This is a genomic window from Microbacterium horticulturae, from assembly GCF_029094505.1.
GTDB lineage: Bacteria > Actinomycetota > Actinomycetes > Actinomycetales > Microbacteriaceae > Microbacterium > Microbacterium horticulturae.
The window spans coordinates 2352792-2368488 of the sequence record NZ_CP119108.1; the positions used below are offsets into that span (position 1 = coordinate 2352792).

The 15697-nt window shown below is 69.4% G+C and carries 17 protein-coding genes; 8 read left to right on the forward strand and 9 right to left on the reverse strand.

What is annotated here, in order from left to right; genetic code table 11:
• Nucleotides 1-89: 89 nt before the first annotated feature.
• The gene (locus PU630_RS11355) at nt 90-989 is read left to right on the forward strand and encodes a diacylglycerol kinase (RefSeq protein ID WP_275277177.1); all 900 of its coding nucleotides are present in this window, start codon (nt 90-92) and stop codon (nt 987-989) included.
• A gap of 6 nt (nt 990-995) precedes the next feature.
• Here the strand turns inward: PU630_RS11355 and PU630_RS11360 are convergent, their stop codons facing one another.
• Complete coding sequence (locus PU630_RS11360) at nt 996-1241, reverse strand: zf-HC2 domain-containing protein (RefSeq protein WP_275277178.1); 246 nt, start codon at nt 1239-1241, stop codon at nt 996-998.
• Nucleotides 1238-1828 (reverse strand): sigma-70 family RNA polymerase sigma factor, encoded by a 591-nt coding sequence (locus tag PU630_RS11365; protein ID WP_275277179.1) that lies wholly within the window; start codon nt 1826-1828, stop codon nt 1238-1240. The genes PU630_RS11360 and PU630_RS11365 overlap by 4 nt, the downstream gene beginning before the upstream one ends.
• Before the next feature lie 96 nt (nt 1829-1924).
• On the opposite strand from PU630_RS11365, the gene aroA reads away from it, so the two are divergent.
• The 4 genes from aroA to PU630_RS11385 all read left to right on the forward strand — a co-directional run bounded on the left by aroA (nt 1925) and on the right by PU630_RS11385 (nt 5193).
• A complete protein-coding gene (aroA, locus tag PU630_RS11370; protein WP_275277180.1) occupies nt 1925-3292 on the forward strand; it encodes a 3-phosphoshikimate 1-carboxyvinyltransferase in 1368 nt (455 codons plus the stop codon).
• A 13-nt stretch (nt 3293-3305) separates the two neighbouring features.
• The gene (gene rsgA / locus PU630_RS11375; protein ID WP_275277181.1) at nt 3306-4358 is read left to right on the forward strand and encodes a ribosome small subunit-dependent GTPase A; all 1053 of its coding nucleotides are present in this window, start codon (nt 3306-3308) and stop codon (nt 4356-4358) included.
• A 31-nt stretch (nt 4359-4389) separates the two neighbouring features.
• Nucleotides 4390-4857 (forward strand): thioredoxin-dependent thiol peroxidase, encoded by a 468-nt coding sequence (bcp, locus tag PU630_RS11380; protein WP_275277182.1) that lies wholly within the window; start codon nt 4390-4392, stop codon nt 4855-4857.
• Between the two features lie 108 nt (nt 4858-4965).
• Nucleotides 4966-5193, forward strand: a complete 228-nt coding sequence (locus PU630_RS11385; RefSeq protein ID WP_275277183.1) for a hypothetical protein — start codon at nt 4966-4968, stop codon at nt 5191-5193.
• On the opposite strand, the gene PU630_RS11390 is transcribed toward PU630_RS11385, so the two are convergent.
• Nucleotides 5190-5603: a histidine kinase gene (locus PU630_RS11390; protein ID WP_275277184.1), complete on the reverse strand. Its 414-nt coding sequence runs from the start codon at nt 5601-5603 to the stop codon at nt 5190-5192. The two genes, PU630_RS11385 and PU630_RS11390, sit on opposite strands and share 4 nt — an antisense overlap.
• A gap of 267 nt (nt 5604-5870) precedes the next feature.
• Between PU630_RS11390 and PU630_RS11395 the strand changes: the two genes are divergently transcribed.
• Entirely contained in the window at nt 5871-6119 is a 249-nt protein-coding gene (locus PU630_RS11395) for a WhiB family transcriptional regulator (protein ID WP_029146319.1), read from the forward strand.
• Between the two features lie 42 nt (nt 6120-6161).
• Here the strand turns inward: PU630_RS11395 and PU630_RS11400 are convergent, their stop codons facing one another.
• The 3 genes from PU630_RS11400 to PU630_RS11410 are packed head-to-tail and all read right to left on the reverse strand — an operon-like array spanning nt 6162 to nt 9568.
• The gene (locus PU630_RS11400; protein WP_275277185.1) at nt 6162-7655 is read right to left on the reverse strand and encodes a sensor histidine kinase; all 1494 of its coding nucleotides are present in this window, start codon (nt 7653-7655) and stop codon (nt 6162-6164) included.
• Nucleotides 7656-7664: 9 nt separating this feature from the next.
• On the reverse strand, nt 7665-8915 hold the full coding sequence (locus tag PU630_RS11405) for a CpaE/TadZ family protein (protein WP_275277186.1): 1251 nt from the start codon (nt 8913-8915) through the stop codon (nt 7665-7667).
• Nucleotides 8915-9568 (reverse strand): SAF domain-containing protein, encoded by a 654-nt coding sequence (locus tag PU630_RS11410; protein ID WP_275277187.1) that lies wholly within the window; start codon nt 9566-9568, stop codon nt 8915-8917. Before PU630_RS11410 ends, PU630_RS11405 begins: the two co-directional genes overlap by 1 nt.
• A gap of 97 nt (nt 9569-9665) precedes the next feature.
• Here PU630_RS11410 and PU630_RS11415 point away from each other — a divergent pair, with 97 nt between their 5' ends.
• The gene (locus tag PU630_RS11415; protein WP_275277188.1) at nt 9666-9947 is read left to right on the forward strand and encodes a helix-turn-helix domain-containing protein; all 282 of its coding nucleotides are present in this window, start codon (nt 9666-9668) and stop codon (nt 9945-9947) included.
• Between the two features lie 23 nt (nt 9948-9970).
• Here PU630_RS11415 and PU630_RS11420 read toward each other — a convergent pair whose 3' ends face one another.
• Nucleotides 9971-10567: a hypothetical protein gene (locus PU630_RS11420; RefSeq protein WP_275277189.1), complete on the reverse strand. Its 597-nt coding sequence runs from the start codon at nt 10565-10567 to the stop codon at nt 9971-9973.
• A gap of 155 nt (nt 10568-10722) precedes the next feature.
• Between PU630_RS11420 and PU630_RS11425 the strand changes: the two genes are divergently transcribed.
• A complete protein-coding gene (locus PU630_RS11425; RefSeq protein WP_343075842.1) occupies nt 10723-11148 on the forward strand; it encodes an Rv3235 family protein in 426 nt (141 codons plus the stop codon).
• A 51-nt stretch (nt 11149-11199) separates the two neighbouring features.
• Here the strand turns inward: PU630_RS11425 and PU630_RS11430 are convergent, their stop codons facing one another.
• Nucleotides 11200-12423 (reverse strand): pyridoxal phosphate-dependent aminotransferase, encoded by a 1224-nt coding sequence (locus tag PU630_RS11430; protein ID WP_275277190.1) that lies wholly within the window; start codon nt 12421-12423, stop codon nt 11200-11202.
• Nucleotides 12424-12759: 336 nt separating this feature from the next.
• Nucleotides 12760-15576: a preprotein translocase subunit SecA gene (gene secA, locus PU630_RS11435; RefSeq protein ID WP_275277191.1), complete on the reverse strand. Its 2817-nt coding sequence runs from the start codon at nt 15574-15576 to the stop codon at nt 12760-12762.
• Nucleotides 15577-15697: the final 121 nt, after the last annotated feature.

Consider the following 15697-nt stretch of genomic DNA (forward strand, 5'->3'; position numbering starts at 1 on the left):
GGACGAGAGATAGGGAAGCAACCGCTCTCTCGTCCGCCAGGTGCACTCTCAGCGTTTTCGAGGGCGGCAGCGACCACGAGAGGAGCGCCGTGAGCATCGCGCTGCTCGTCAACCCGGCCGCCCGCAGCGGGGCGTCGCTGGCCGCCGCCGGGCGTGCGGCCGAGCGCCTGCGCGGCAAGGGCGTGTCGACAACGCTCATCTCCGGCGGCTCCGCGGCCGAGTCGGCGCAGCTGCTGCGCATGTCGATCGACGCGGGCGCCGACGGCGTGCTCGTGGCCGGCGGCGACGGCACGGTGAACGTCGCCCTGCAGGAGCTGGCCGGCACCGGCATCCCCTTCGGGATCGTGCCGGTGGGCACCGGCAACGATTTCGCCTTCGCCCTCGGACTGCACGAGATGGGAGTGGATGCCGCGGCCGACGCCGTCGCGGCGGGGCGCACCCGCGAAGTCGACCTGGCGCGTCTGACCCGCGCCGACGGGTCCACCATGCTCTTCGGCACGGTGCTGGCCAGCGGCTTCGACGCGCGGGTCAACGACCGCGCGAACCGCATGCGGTGGCCGCGCGGCGGGTCGCGCTACACGATCGCGCTGTTGATCGAGTTCCTCGAGCTGCACTCCCTGCCGTTCACGCTCGACATCGAGCGTGAAGACGGCACGACGACCCGTCTGGAGAAGGACCTCGTGCTCGCGGCCATCGGCAACGGACCGAGCTACGGAGGCGGCTTGCGCATGTGCCCGGACGCGGATCTGGCCGACGGGCTGCTGGATGTGACGACGGTGGATGCCACGGGTCGGCTGCCTCTGCTGCGGGTGCTGCCGACGATCTACACGGCGACGCACACCGCGCTGCCGATCGTCTCGACGTACCGCGCGCGCAGTGTGCGGATCGACGCGCCCGAGGCCACCGGCTATGCCGACGGCGACCCCGTGGGCGTCTTGCCGGTGCGCGTGGATGCCGTTCCCGCGGCGCTGCGCGTGTTCACACCGTGACCGTGGTCACTGCGCGACGGTGTGCTCCGCGCGCAGTCGTGCCAGCACGATCTCGCGCAGCTGCTCGGGCGCTGCCTCCTTGCACGAGCGGGCCAGCACCTCGGTCAGCGTGCGTGAGACGAGCGCCTCGTCGCGGCATCCCGGGCACTCTTCCAGATGCGCGCGGATGTCGGCCTCCTCGGTCTTGCACACTTCGTGGCGAAGGTACTCCTCGAGGTCTTTGCGGGCCTTCTCGCAGCCGCAGTCACTCATTTCTCACTCCCTGATGCGGTGATGCCGCGCTCGGCGGCGTAATCGGACAACAAGTCACGCAGCAAGCGCCTGCCACGGTGCAGGCGGCTCATGACCGTGCCGATCGGGGTCTTCATGATGTCGGCGATCTCCTGATAGGCGAAGCCCTCGACGTCCGCGAGGTAGACCGCCATGCGGAAGTCTTCGGGGATCGACTGCAGCGCCTCTTTGACGACGGATGCCGGCATCCGGTCGATCGCTTCGGCCTCGGCCGACCGGGCTGTGGTCGACGTCGTCGACTGCGCGCCGCCCAGCTGCCAGTCCTGCAGATCGTCGATGGGGCTCTGGTAGGGCTCGCGCTGCTTCTTGCGATACGTGTTGATGTAGGTGTTCGTGAGGATGCGGTAGAGCCACGCCTTCAGGTTGGTGCCCTGCGTGAACGTCTTCCACGAGCCGAACGCCTTCACGAACGTCTCCTGCACGAGATCGGCCGCATCCGCGGGATTGCGCGTCATGCGCATCGCAGCCGCGTACAGCTGATCCATGTACGGCAGGGCCTGCTCTTCGAACTGCGTGCGCGCGTCGACCGCGGTCTGCGACTCATCCATCGTCCGCAAGTCTACGTGCGGCGTCTGCGACGCGGCATGACGTTCCAGAGTGGCGATCATCCGGCTCCATTCCTGGGTTCGTTAGGGTAGAACGCGATGAGCGATCACCGGTATTCCCCTTCCACCGGACCACGCACGTCCGGCACGACCTCTTCGACCGGCTTCTGGCACGCTCCGGCGGCCGGCGGCCCCCTCGAGGCCGTGGTGACCGTGCCCGGCTCCAAGTCGCTGACCAACCGCGAGCTCGTGCTCGCGGCGCTGGCCGACGGCCCCAGCACCCTGCGCGAGCCGCTGCACTCCGACGACTCCGATCGCATGATCGAGGCGCTCCGGGTCCTGGGCGTCGGGGTCGAGCCGGTCCCCGGCGACGGCGAGTTCGGCGACGATCTGCACATCACCCCCCTGGTGGCTTCCGGCGCGTCCGGCGAGATCGACTGCGGGCAGGCGGGCACCGTCATGCGCTTCCTCGCGCCGGTCGCAGGCCTGGTCGAGGGCGACATCACGCTCACCGCCCACGAGAGCGCGCTGCATCGACCGATGGGCGCGATGATCAAGGCCCTCCGTGACCTGGGCGTCGATGTCGACGACGAGGGCCGCTGGGCCCTGCCGTTCACGGTGCGCGGCCATGGGCACATCCGCGGCGGTGAGGTGACGATCGACGCGAGCGCCACCAGCCAGTTCGTCACCGGGCTGCTGCTGGCCGCGCCCCGGTTCGACATCGGCCTGCGCCTCATCCACGAGGGCGAGCGGCTGCCGAGCATGCCGCACATCGACATGACCATCGAGGCCCTCGCCCATCGCGGCGTGAACGTCGAGCGCCCCAGCGGTACCGAGTGGGTGGTCCCGGCCGGCCCCATCCGCGGCAAGGACGTGCACGTCGAGCCCGACCTGTCCAACGCCGCGCCGTTCCTGGCCGCCGCGATGGTCGCCGGCGGCCGGGTGTCGGTCACCGGCTGGCCCGTCCACTCCACACAGCCGGGCGCGCTCCTGCCTGACATCCTCACCGTCATGGGCGCGCGGACGCAGCGCCGGGGCGGCGCGCTGCACGTGACCGGCGGCGACACCATCGCCGGCGTCGATCTCGACCTGTCGGCCGCCGGTGAGCTCACCCCCACGATCGTGGGTCTGGCCGCCCTGGCCGAGACGCCGTCCACGATCCACGGGATCGGCCACATCCGCGGCCACGAGACGAACCGCATCTCCGCGCTCATCGAGAACCTGCGTGCCCTGGGCGGCGAGGCCGAAGAGCTCGACGACGGCATACGCATCCTCCCCCGCCGCCTCCACGGCGGGGTGTGGCGCGCGTTCCACGACCACCGCATCGCCACCACCGGGGCCCTCATCGGCCTGGTCGTGGACGGTGTCGACGTCGACGACATCGGCACCACAGCGAAGACCATGCCCGAATTCCCGCAGCTGTGGGCCCGCATGCTGGGCGTCGAGTCGGGGGATGCCGCGGCCTAGCCGCGTCCGCGCCATGAGCTGGCTCGACGACACCGACGACGACGAACCGGAGTTCGACGAGTCGGATGTGCGCGTCCGCCCGAACCCCAAGGCCAATCGTCCCCGCACCAAGCGGCGACCCGCCCACGAGGACGCCGTGCTCGCCCGGGTTCTGGGAGTCGACCGCGGACGCTACACCGTGCTTGCGGAAGAGGACGGCCCCGACGAGCACGAAGTGACGGCCACGCGTGCCCGCGAACTGCGCCGGCAGCCGATCGTCACCGGCGACATCGCGCGCATCGTGGGCGACACGTCCGGCATCGAGGGCTCGCTCGCCCGGATCGTCGGCATCACCGAACGCACGACCCTCCTGCGCCGCAGCGCCGACGACACCGATCAGGTCGAGCGAGTGGTCGTGGCCAACGCCGACCAGATGCTCATCGTCGTGGCCGCGGCCGACCCCGAGCCGAGGGAGAGGCTCGTCGACCGCTACCTCGTCGCGGCGCTGGATGCCGGCATCCAACCCCTCCTCGTCGTGACGAAGACCGACCTGGCGGACCCGACGGCGTTCCTGCAGCACTTCGACGGCATCGACCTGCGGGTGTTCACGAGCGCGCGCGGCGACATGCCCGTCGACGAGATCGGCGCCGCGCTCGTCGGACACTCCACCGTGTTCGTCGGGCACTCGGGCGTCGGCAAGTCGACCCTGGTGAACGCCCTGGTGCCCGACGCGCAGCGCGCGACCGGGCACGTGAACGAGGTCACGGGACGGGGCCGGCACACGTCGAGCTCGACGGTCTCGTTGCGTTATCGCGGGCCCGACGGCGCCGGCTGGGTCATCGACACACCCGGGGTGCGCTCGTTCGGTCTCGGGCACGTGGACCCCGCGCACATCCTCGACGCGTTCACCGACCTCGCCGAGGTGGCGAAGGACTGTCCGCGCGGCTGCACGCACCTGCCCGACGCACCCGACTGCGCAATCCCCGAGGCCGTCGCAGACGGCCGACTGGGCGCCGGGGCCGCGGGCCGCCTGGACTCGTTGCAGCGACTGCTGACGACGTTCACCGATGCCGCGCACGGGCGGTGAGTCGCGGCATCCCGCATCGTAGGCTGGAGTCATGACCGTTCTGCATGCTGGAGACACCGCGCCCGATTTCACGCTCACCGATCAGGACGGAAACAGCCTCAGCCTGCACGAGAAGCGCGGGCAGAAGGTCGTCTTGTACTTCTACCCCGCCGCGATGACACCCGGGTGCACCACTGAGGCCTGTGATTTCCGCGACAGCATCGCCTCACTCGCCGGCGCCGGCTACACCGTGCTCGGCGTCTCGCGCGACACCCCGGCGAAGCTGCGCGAGTTCCGCGAGCGCGACGGGCTGACGTTCACGCTGCTGAGCGACCCCGACCACGCCGTGCACGACGCCTACGGCGCCTGGGGCGAGAAGATGAACTACGGCAAGAAGATCGAAGGCGTGCTGCGCTCGACGTTCGTGATCGACGAGCAGGGCGTCGTCACGCACGCGCAGTACAACGTCAAGGCCACCGGGCACGTGGCGCGCCTGCGCAAGACGCTGGGGATCGACTAGCGCGGCCCCCGGCGGTCGCTGTACGTTGGGCGCATGACGAACACGACAGCCGCGGGTGGCGGCCGGTCCGAGGTCAGGGTTACTCCGGCTACACTCGCGACCAGAGTAGTGATCGTCGTTCAAGGCGCCCTCACCGTGGGACTGACAATGGCGTTCCTGCCCGTCGGCGTGGTCGCCGTGCTGGTGAACGCCATCCTCGCGTTCGTGTCGCACGGCATCAATCGGAAGCTGTTCGCTACCTTCGCGATCATCGGAGGAGCACTCGCCCTGGCGATCGGTCTGGGCCTCATGGCCGCTTCCTCCTCCGGCATCACCCAGGTCGTACAGCTCGGCTAGCGGCGCCCACCGTCGTTCGACGCATCGTCGGCACGCCGCTCGGCGCCCGCGCGGCGCACGTCGAGGATCAACGGTACGAGGCCCACGACGCCGACCACGGCGATGGCCAGTCCGATCAGCGGATGGGCATATCCTCCGGTCGCCGCTCCGAGCGCGACGGCGAGGATGAGCAGCTGCGTGACAATCCCGCCGGAGCGGCCCCACGAGATGCCGCGCGCGACGCCGACCGCGAAGGCGCCCACCGCGACCGCCCCGACGAGTGTCAGCACAAGCAGGGCGATGCCGCTGGCGATCGAGACCGAGTCACCCTCACCGAGCGCGATGATCTGCCAGACAGCGAGGGCCAGGATGCCGAGAGCCTGCAGCCCGAGGACGATCGCAGCCACGCGCGCCGCGGGGTTTGTCTGCATCGTTCATCGCCCTTTCGAGACAGTGTGTAGCGTTTGTCAGCACCCTCCATGCCTCTCGGGCGACTGACAGCACACGGCACGGTTTTCACCAGAGAAAACCCTTGATTAGACCGCACCGCTGTGGAACCATGGAACATGTTGTGTGCTCCCACAGCGCGGTGGGGCGAGCATTCCGCTCGCGCAACGTCCAGGTTACCGGAACCCGAATCCGACCTGGGACCGAACCCGACACGACACCACGTGACGTCTCACTCAAGGAGCACCCCCATGGATTGGCGCGACAAAGCCGCTTGCCTCACAGTCGACCCGGAACTCTTCTTTCCGGTCGGCAACACCGGTCCTGCCGTCGAGCAGATCGAAAAGGCCAAGGCGGTGTGCGCCCGGTGCACGGTCACCGAGATCTGCCTGCAGTACGCGCTGGAGACCGGTCAGGACTCCGGCGTCTGGGGCGGTCTGTCTGAGGACGAGCGTCGCGCCCTGAAGCGCCGCGCCGCCCGCGCCCGCCGCGCCTCCTGACACGCGCGCCGCGCGCGGGTCGGTCCCTGCCGTCGAGGCGCGTCAGACGACGTCGCGCTCGAGATAGCGCAGCGGAATGTCGATCGTGACCTCGGTACCCTCGCCATTCAGCGTGTGCCAGTCGATCGATCCGCTGAGCTCACCCTGGATGAGCGTGCGCACGATCTGGGTGCCCAGGCCCTGACCGACCTGCCCCTCGGGCAGTCCCACGCCTGTGTCGCGCACCCGCACCTCGAGCTTCTCGTCGGTGCGCTCGGCGCTGATCTCGACGTCACCCTCCTTGCCGGCCAGCCCATGCTCGACGGCGTTGGTGACCAGTTCGGTCAACGCGAGCGCCAGCGGCGTCGCGTACTCGCTGGGCAAGGTCCCGAAGCGCCCCGTCGTGTGCGTCTTGGCCTGCGTGCCCGCACCGGCCGCCACCTCGGCGACGAGCTTGAGCACGCGCTGGAAGACGTCGTCGAAATCGACGGCCTGCGCCAGCCCTTGGGCGAGCGTGTCATGGACGACCGCAATCGCCGATACGCGGCGCATGGCCTGTGTCAGGGCATCGCGCGCCTCGTCTGAGTGCGTGCGACGCGCCTGGATGCGCAGCAGCGACGCCACCGTCTGCAGGTTGTTCTTCACCCGGTGGTGGATCTCGCGGATCGTGGCGTCCTTGGTGATGAGCTCTTGCTCCTGATGACGCATCTCGGTGACGTCGCGACACAAGACGACGGCGCCGATACGGGTGCCGTGATCGCGCAGCGGGATGGTGCGCAGGGAGATCGTCACACCCCGGGCGTCGACGTCGGCGCGCCACGGAGCCCGGCCGGTGAGCACGAGCGGCAGCGACTCGTCGAACTGTCTCTTCTCGGGCAGGATGTCGGTGACGACCTTCACGAGCGACTCGCCCTCGAGCTCGTCGTCGAATCCGAGCCGGTTGAACGCCGAGAGGGCGTTGGGGCTCGCGAAGGTGGCCATGCCGTCGACATCGAGCCGGATCAGGCCGTCCGCAGCGCGCGGAGCGCCGCGGCGGGGACCGGTCGGCGCGGACAGATCGGGGAAATCGCCGCACGCGATCATGCCGAACAGGTCGTCGGCGCACTCGTTGAAGGTGATCTGCTGCCGCGACGGCGTGCGCGCCTCGCTCAGGTTCGTGTGGCGGGTGAGAACACCGATGACCTTGGGCTGCTCCCCCGGGCGCGGCGGCTCGCGCACGATCGGCACCGCGCGCACGCGCGTCGGCGTCTCTTCGAACCAGTCGGGCGAGGCCGAGTCGACGATCTGCCCGCTTGTGAATGCCGACTTCACCTGGGCGCGCCACTGCGGGCGCACCCGCTCGCCGACGATGTCGCGGTAGAAGAGCGTCGCCGCTCCCCCGGGCCGGGTGTGCGCGACGGCGGTGAACTGCGTGTCGGCCGTCGGCACCCACATGACGATGTCAGCAGAGGCAAGGTCGGCCAGCAGCTGTCCGTCACCGGCGAGGCGGTGCAGCCATTCCACGTCGGCCTCATTGGACAGGCCCTGGGCGTAGACGAGATCAGTGAGCGTCGACACGGAATCAGCCTACGGTGCCGTAACCCCCTGCGCGACGCGCACCCGCGGCCGTGTCCGCATCTTCCGCTGCTCGGCGCGGGTGAACACCAGCGGCGGTGCAATGGCGTCGGCCGCGAATCGGCGCACGGCCAGCGGCAATGCGCTCTTGGGTGCGATGTCGGCCATCGGCCGTGCGGCCAGCAGCGCGGCATCCACCCCACGCACGTCGAGCGGCACGAACCAGACATCGCGGATGCCGGCGAATCGCTCGAGCGTGCGCCGGATCTGCCCGCGCGCATCGATGCCGAGCGCCCCAGGTCGCACCTTGTTCGCGATCACCGCGATGGGTGTGGCGCCGACGACCGCACGCAGCTCGCCGTAGCCGCGGAGGAACCGTGCGACGCCCACCGGGTCGGCCGAGAGCACGGCGACGATCCGATCGGCGGCACGCAGCGCCGCGAGGGCGGCGGCGTTGCGACGCGGTCCGTCGGTCAGGTCGCTGACGATCTCTTCGTCGCTCTCCAGGGCGGCCGCGGCATCCACCACCGTGTACTCGGCCCAGTCTCGACACGCCCCCAGCGCGGCGCTCACCCGTCGCTCGCCGAGCTCGGGCCAGCGCCCCGGCCGGTTGATGCCCGGCAGCACCGCCACCGTGCCGTCGCGGACAGGGACGGGGGTACTTATGCGATCGAGCTCGGCGGCGTCGAGCACGCCGCGCTCGGCCTGCCGGCAGGCGGCCGCGAACCCGGGGCCCTCATCGGCGAGCCCCAGCAGGAGCGCCAGCGACGGCGCGTGGCTGTCGGCGTCGAGGAGTCCGACCCGACGCCCGCCGCGGCTGAGCTCGGAGGCGATCTCGATCGCCAAGGTCGAGCGACCGGGCGCGCCGTGCGGGCCCCAGACCGTGATGATCTGTCCCGCCGTGGCAGGTGCGACCGGCGCCGGAGCCGCGGCCGGGGCTGCCAAGATCTCGGCGATGGTCCACGCGTCAGCGTCGGCGGGCAGCACCGGACCCAGCCCGAACGCCGCGGCGCGGCGGGCATCATCACCCGCGCACAGCGGCACGATCCGGGCGCCTGCACGATCGCACGCCTGCACGAGCTCGGGGGTGAGCGCGCGCGCGGTGGCCTCGAGCACGAGCGCATCGACTCCGGTCAGCAAACCGGCGGCGGCACCGGCGGCGAGCTGTTCGGGCGCAACGGTCGCGCGCACGGTCACCCCGGCGCGGATGAGGTCGTCGGCCAGCTGCGCGGCGTGGGATGCTGCGACGACGACGGTCGGCATCAGCGCCCTCCCGCCGGCACGACCGACAGCTCGGCATCGGCGGCGATCGCGGCGAGCGCGGCCGCGACGTCTGCACGCGGGATCACGAGCTCGACCGCGTCGGCACCGCCGCCGATCATCGAGTCGTCGTGCGTCACCGACACGACCGTGGCTGCGGCGACGAGCACGCTCGGGGTCGCGTACCCGCCGTCCTCGGTGGGCATCGCCGCCCACAGGTCGACCGCCGTGCCGGCGACCACACCGCTGGGCACCGTCACGCTGCTGTGCACGACGACGGTCGTCGTCTCCGACTGCGCAGCCGGCGCGGCCGCGGCGATGGGGACCAGCTCGCCGGCGCCGATCGTGCGCGTGGCCACCAGGCCGTCGAGGGTTGCTCCGGGTGCCAGATAGGCGTCGCCGGATCGCCCCAGCGACACGTCGACGACGGTGAAGTCGGCGGTGGTCATCGCATCTCCCGGCACGATCGTGTGCGCGGCGGCATAGACGGGAGCCGTCTGCCGCGACAGGGCCACCACGGCCCACACACCGGCGATGGAGGCGACGATGAGTCCCACACCGAGGAAGAACCGGATGTCGGTCCAGAATCCGCGCCGGCGGGGCCGCACCGGGGTGGGGATCGGCGGCGCGGCGACACGGTCTTCCACAGCTGTCATGTCTTCATCGTGCCGCAGTCGGGAGAAGAGCGTCGAAAGTTATCCACAGGCGGAATCCGGAAGGTGCACGCGCTCCGTTCCCCGCGATAATGAGTGCATGCCCGACACGCCCCCTGCCCCGGAGCGCTTCGTGACTCCTGCCGAGGTCGCGGAGGTCCTCGGCCTGTCCGTCGACGAGGTCGTCGCCCTCGCCATCGAAGGGCAGCTGCGCGGCGTGCGTGTGGGCACCCCCGCGCGCTGGCGGATCGCCGAAGACAGTGTCGCCGCCTACCTCGACGAACAGACCGAGCAGACGCGGCGGATGGCGCTGTGGCGCCAGTCGAACGCGGCGAGCTTTCCCGAGCTGTGGGGCACGGGCGAAGTGCGCCGCCCCGACTGAGCCGGCACGTCGGCCGGTATCGCTCAGACGCCGACGTCGCGTGCCTCGATGCGCACCCACGCCAACGCCGACAGCGGCACCATGCGCACGCCCTGGATGCTTCCGCTCCGACGCGGCGCATCCACGTCGTGCAGCGCGACGTCGAGGTGATCGGCCAGAGCGCGGTCGATCGTGCCGACGAGGCTCCGGCCCACGCGCAGATGCAGCGTGACCGGCACGCGGCGACGCGCGAGATTGCGCAGCACGAAGCCCAGCGTCATGCGCTCCGCGAGGCGCCGAGGGCCGGGCGCGTCGGCGCGGGCGCTGCGCAGCAGCTCGGCCTCCGGCATCCCGATCCCGACCGCGGCATCGAGAGCGACGACGGTCGTCCGCCCGTCAGAACTCTGCAACGCCGCCCAGTCGGCGCCGACGGCGGTGACCGTACCGGTGAGCACCGCACCGTCGGCGAGATCGACCGTCACGGTTGATCCGGAGTCCGCGGCCAGCGTCTGCAGCCGCTCGCGCAGGCCCAACCGCGAGATGCGCAGCCGCTCGGCCTCGGAGTCGAGGGCCGCCCGCTCAGCCTCCCATTCGGAGTCGAGCTGACCCTCGAGGTCTTCGAAGAACCTGTCCCACCGCACGGTGAGAGAGTATGCGATCGGGGCGATCAGGCCGGAAAGTTATCCACAGGTGAGAGGGTTCTCATCATGCTGGGAGTTCGCTGTGTGCTCTACTGGTGCCCGGAAGACCTGACCTGACGCGTCGGGCGCCCGGCGATGACGAGAGGCTGTGTTCGATGGCGATGTATTCAGCGGTTCCATCCGTCTCGCGGTATGTGCGCGACCCGGATCCGGGAGCCGCCGAACGCACGAGCGCCGACCAGCTGCCCGACCCCGAGCCCCTCCTCCGCAACCTCACCCAGGGCGTACTCGAGGTGCTCGCCGGCATCCGCGATGTCAATCAGCTCGCACGCTGGATGACCGAAGACGCTTTCCGATCGCTTGCCACACGCGCGGCGCTGGCCACCCGGGCGCGCAGCGCACGCGGCGTGTCGGCCGCGCGCCCGGTGCACGCCGTCCGCTCGGTGCACATGACGGCGCCCGCCGACGACGCGGTCGAGGCCGTCGTCGTCATCGGCGGCCCCGCCCGCACGCGTGCCCTGGCGATCCGCCTCGAAGGGCTGGACCACCGCTGGCGCGCATCGTCCGTCGCGCTGCTGTGATGCTGTGCGGGCCGGCCCGCACAGCACCGTGCGCTACTGCCTGTACGAGCGCTACTGCCTGTACGAGACGAGGAAGTTGCCGATCCGCTCCACGGCGTCGGCGAGGACCCGCGACTCGGGCAACGTCACGATGCGGAAATGGTCGGGCGTCGGCCAGTTGAAGCCGGTGCCCTGCACAACCAGCACGTGTTCGGCGACGAGCAGGTCGTAGATGAGCTTCTCGTCGTCGCGGATCTCGTAGACGTTCGGATCGAGGCGCGGGAACGCATACAGCGCCCCGTGCGGCTTGTAGCAGGTGACCCCGGGGATGGCCTCGAGCCCCTCCCAGGCGACGTCGCGCTGCTCGTGCAGGCGCCCGGTGGGCCCGATCAGCGCGTCGATGGACTGCACCCCCGACAGCGCCGCCTGCACAGCGTGCTGCGCCGGCACGTTCGGGCACAGACGCGTGGATGCCAAGAGGTTGATGCCCTCGAGAAACCCGGTGGCGTGCTGCGTGGGGCCGGTGATGACGACCCAGCCACTGCGGTAGCCCGCCACCCGATAGGTCTTCGACAGGCCGTTGAAGGTGAGGCACAGCAGATCAGGTGCGAGCGTCGCGAGGTTGATGTGCTGCGCGCCGTCGTACAGGATGCGGTCGTAGATCTCATCGGCCAGCAGCAGCAGCGAGTGCTCGCGGGCGATGTCGACGATCCCCTGCAGCGTCTCGCGGGTGTAGACCGACCCGGTCGGGTTGTTCGGGTTGATGACGACGATCGCCTTGGTGTGTTCGGTGATCTTGCTGCGGATGTCTTTCAGATCGGGCTGCCAGTCGCCCTCCGGGTCGCACAGGTAGTGCACCGGGGTGCCGCCGGCCAGGCTGGTCATGGCCGTCCAGAGGGGGTAGTCGGGTGACGGGATGAGCACTTCGTCGCCCGCGTCGAGCAGCGCCTGCATGGTCATCGTGATGAGCTCGGACACGCCGTTGCCCAGGAACACGTCGTCGGGGTCGAACTTCGGGAAGTCGGGGATCTGCTCGTACCGTGAGACCACGGCACGGCGCGCCGACATGATGCCGCGGCTGTCGCTGTAGCCATGCGCATACGGCACGGCCTCGATCATGTCGCGCACGATCTGGTAGGGCGCGTCAAAGCCGAAGATCGCCGGGTTGCCGGTGTTGAGCTTCAGAATCTTGTGCCCGTCGGCCTCGAGTCGTCCTGCCTCGGCCAGGGCAGCTCCGCGGATCTCGTAGAGGACGTCCTTGAGCTTGTTCGACTGGTCGAGAGGGCGGAGATTCATCCGTTCAGGATAGCGCTGCCCACGCGGCACCCCCGCCACCCCAGGTTGCGGCATCCACCCGCTCGTGCTCCTCGATCGCGTCTCTCCCGCCTTCGCATACGACGGTTCAGTCGTCACAGATGACCACTTCTCTGCCGCCAAACGGTAATCTGCGACGACCGAACGAAAGGCAAGCGAGGACGGGAAGTGCGGGTGGATGCCTCAGGTCGGCATCTCCGCGATGAGCACCGCGACGAGCGCCGCAAGGGGACGAAGGGCCGGTCCGCCCGCGCGGGGCCGGCCTTGCGATCACGCGAGGGGCCGACCCTGCAGATGCCGCGCGCGGCGGCCCGCGGCCTACTTGCGCTTCTGCGCAGCGCGACGGTCGGCGCGGTTCTGCGGCGCCGCGTCGTTGTCGCCCTGCTGCGGCGCCGACGTCGGCTGGCCGAACGCCCCGCGAGCGGCGGGCTGCTCGGGCGCCGGCGCCTGTGCCGCCTGCGCAGCGGCCGCCGCCTGGCGCACACGGCTGGTCGCCGCCTGCTGCACCTGGCCGCGGTCGTTGCGCACCTCGACCTCGCCGCCCTCGTTCGAGGCCGAGTACTCGAGCCGCTGGGCGTCCTGCGTGGGAGCGACCAAGCCCTTCGCCTCGACGTCGAGCTCGCCTTCGCCTTCACGACGCACCTCGACCTCGAGGTTGTACAGGTAGCCGATCGACTCTTCCTTGATCTGGCCCATCATCGTCTGGAACATCTGGAAGCCCTCGCGCTGGTACTCGACGAGCGGGTCGCGCTGGGCCATGGCGCGCAGGCCGATGCCGTCCTTGAGGTAGTCCATCTCGTACAGGTGGTCGCGCCAGCGGCGGTCGAGCACCTGCAGCACGACGCGGCGCTCGAGCTCGCGCATCGCCGGCTCACCGAGCATCTCCTCACGCTTGGAGTACGCGATCTTCGCATCCGAGAGGATCTCACGCTTGAGCACCTCGGGGGTGATCCGGCCCCTGTTGCCGGCCTCGGCGACGACCTCGTCGATGGTCACGCTGACCGGGTAGAGCGTCTTCAGTTCGGTCCACAGCGAGTCGAAGTCCCAGCTCTCGGTGTGGCCCACCGAAGTGTGGTCGTCGATGATCTCGTTGATCGTGTCTTCGATGAAGTGCTGCACGCGGTCTTCGATGTCGTCGCCCTCGAGCATCTGGCGCCGGTCGGCATAGATAGCCTCGCGCTGGCGGTTGAGGACGTCGTCGTACTTCAGCACGTTCTTGCGGATCTCGGCGTTGCGTGCCTCGACCTGCGACTGCGCGCTGCGGATCGCACGGGTGACCATCTTCGACTCGATGGCCACGTCGTCGGGGAAGTTCGTGCGCGCGAGGATCGCCTCGGCGGCGCCCGACTGGAAAAGCCGCATCAGGTCGTCGGTCAGCGACAGGTAGAACCGGCTCTCGCCCGGGTCTCCCTGACGGCCCGAACGACCGCGCAGCTGGTTGTCGATGCGACGCGACTCGTGGCGCTCCGTGCCCAGGACGTAGAGGCCCCCGGCTTTCACGACGTCTTCGGCTTCGGCATCCACCTTCGCCTTCACGGATTCGTAGACCTCGTCCCACGCAGCTTCGTACTCCTCCGGCGTCTCTTCCGGGTCGAGGCCGCGATTGCGCATCTCCTGCACGGCGAGGAACTCCGCGTTGCCGCCGAGCATGATGTCGGTACCGCGACCTGCCATGTTGGTGGCGACGGTCACGGCGCCCAGGCGCCCGGCGCGGGCGACGATCTCGGCCTCGCGCGCGTGGTTCTTCGCATTGAGGACCTCGTGCTTGACGCCCTTCTTGGCGAGCATGCGCGAGAGGTACTCGCTCTTCTCCACGCTGATCGTGCCGACCAGGACCGGCTGGCCCTTCTCGTGACGCTCGGCGATGTCCTCGACGACCTGCACGAACTTCGCCGGCTCGTTCTTGTAGACGAGGTCGGACTTGTCTTTGCGGATCATCGGCTTGTTCGTCGGGATCGGCACGACGCCCAGCTTGTACGTCGACATGAACTCGGCCGCTTCGGTCTCGGCCGTACCGGTCATGCCCGACAGCTTGTCGTACAGGCGGAAGTAGTTCTGCAGCGTGACGGTTGCGAGGGTCTGGTTCTCGGCCTTGACCGGCACACCTTCCTTGGCCTCGATGGCCTGGTGGATGCCCTCGTTGTACCGGCGCCCGACGAGAATGCGGCCGGTGTGCTCGTCGACGATCATGACCTCGTCGTTCATGACGACGTAGTCGGTGTCGCGCTTGAACAGGGCAACGGCCTTGATCGAGTTGTTCAGGAACGAGATGAGCGGGGTGTTCGCCGACTCGTACAGGTTCTCGATGCCGAGATAGTCCTCGACCTTCTCGATGCCGGGTTCGAGCACGCCGACGGTGCGCTTCTTCTCGTCGACCTCGTAGTCGACGCCGGCCTCGAGGGTCTTGGCGACCTTCGCGAACTCGTTGAACCAGCGGTTCGCCTCGCCCGACGACGGGCCCGAGATGATGAGCGGCGTGCGGGCCTCGTCGATGAGGATCGAGTCGACCTCGTCGACGATGGCGTAGAAGTGGCCGCGCTGCACGAGATCGGACTTCTGCCACGCCATGTTGTCGCGCAGGTAGTCGAAGCCGAACTCGTTGTTCGTGCCGTACGTGATGTCGGCGTTGTACTGCTCGCGGCGCACGTCGGGGGTCTGCCCCGAGATGATGGTGCCGGTCGTCATGCCCAGGGCACGGAACACGCGCCCCATCAGCTCTGACTGGTACGACGCCAGGAAGTCGTTCACCGTGATGATGTGCACGCCCTCGCCGGCGATCGCGTTGAGGTAGGCGGGCAGGGTGGCCACCAGCGTCTTGCCCTCACCGGTCTTCATCTCGGCGATGTTGCCGAGGTGCAGGGCCGCGCCGCCCATCAGCTGCACGTCGTACGGACGCTGACCGAGCGTGCGTCGCGCGGCCTCGCGGACCGCGGCGAAGGCCTCGGGCATGAGCTTGTCGAGCGACTCGCCCTTCTTGTACCGCTCGCGGAATTGGGCGGTTTCGTCGCGCAGTTCGTCGTCCGTGAGCGCCGAGTACTCGTCTTCGAGCGCGTTCACGGCCTTCACGACCTGCTGAAGCCGCCGCAGAATGCGGCCCTCACCGGCGCGAAGAAGTTTCTCGAAAGCATTGGCCACGGAGGATCTCCATCTATCGGGTGTGAGCGGTGCGCGGGATCGAACCGGGCACACCCACCCATGTTATCCACCGGCGGCCTTTGAAGGTGCTGGCAGACGGATGGGTGGATGCCGCGGGACG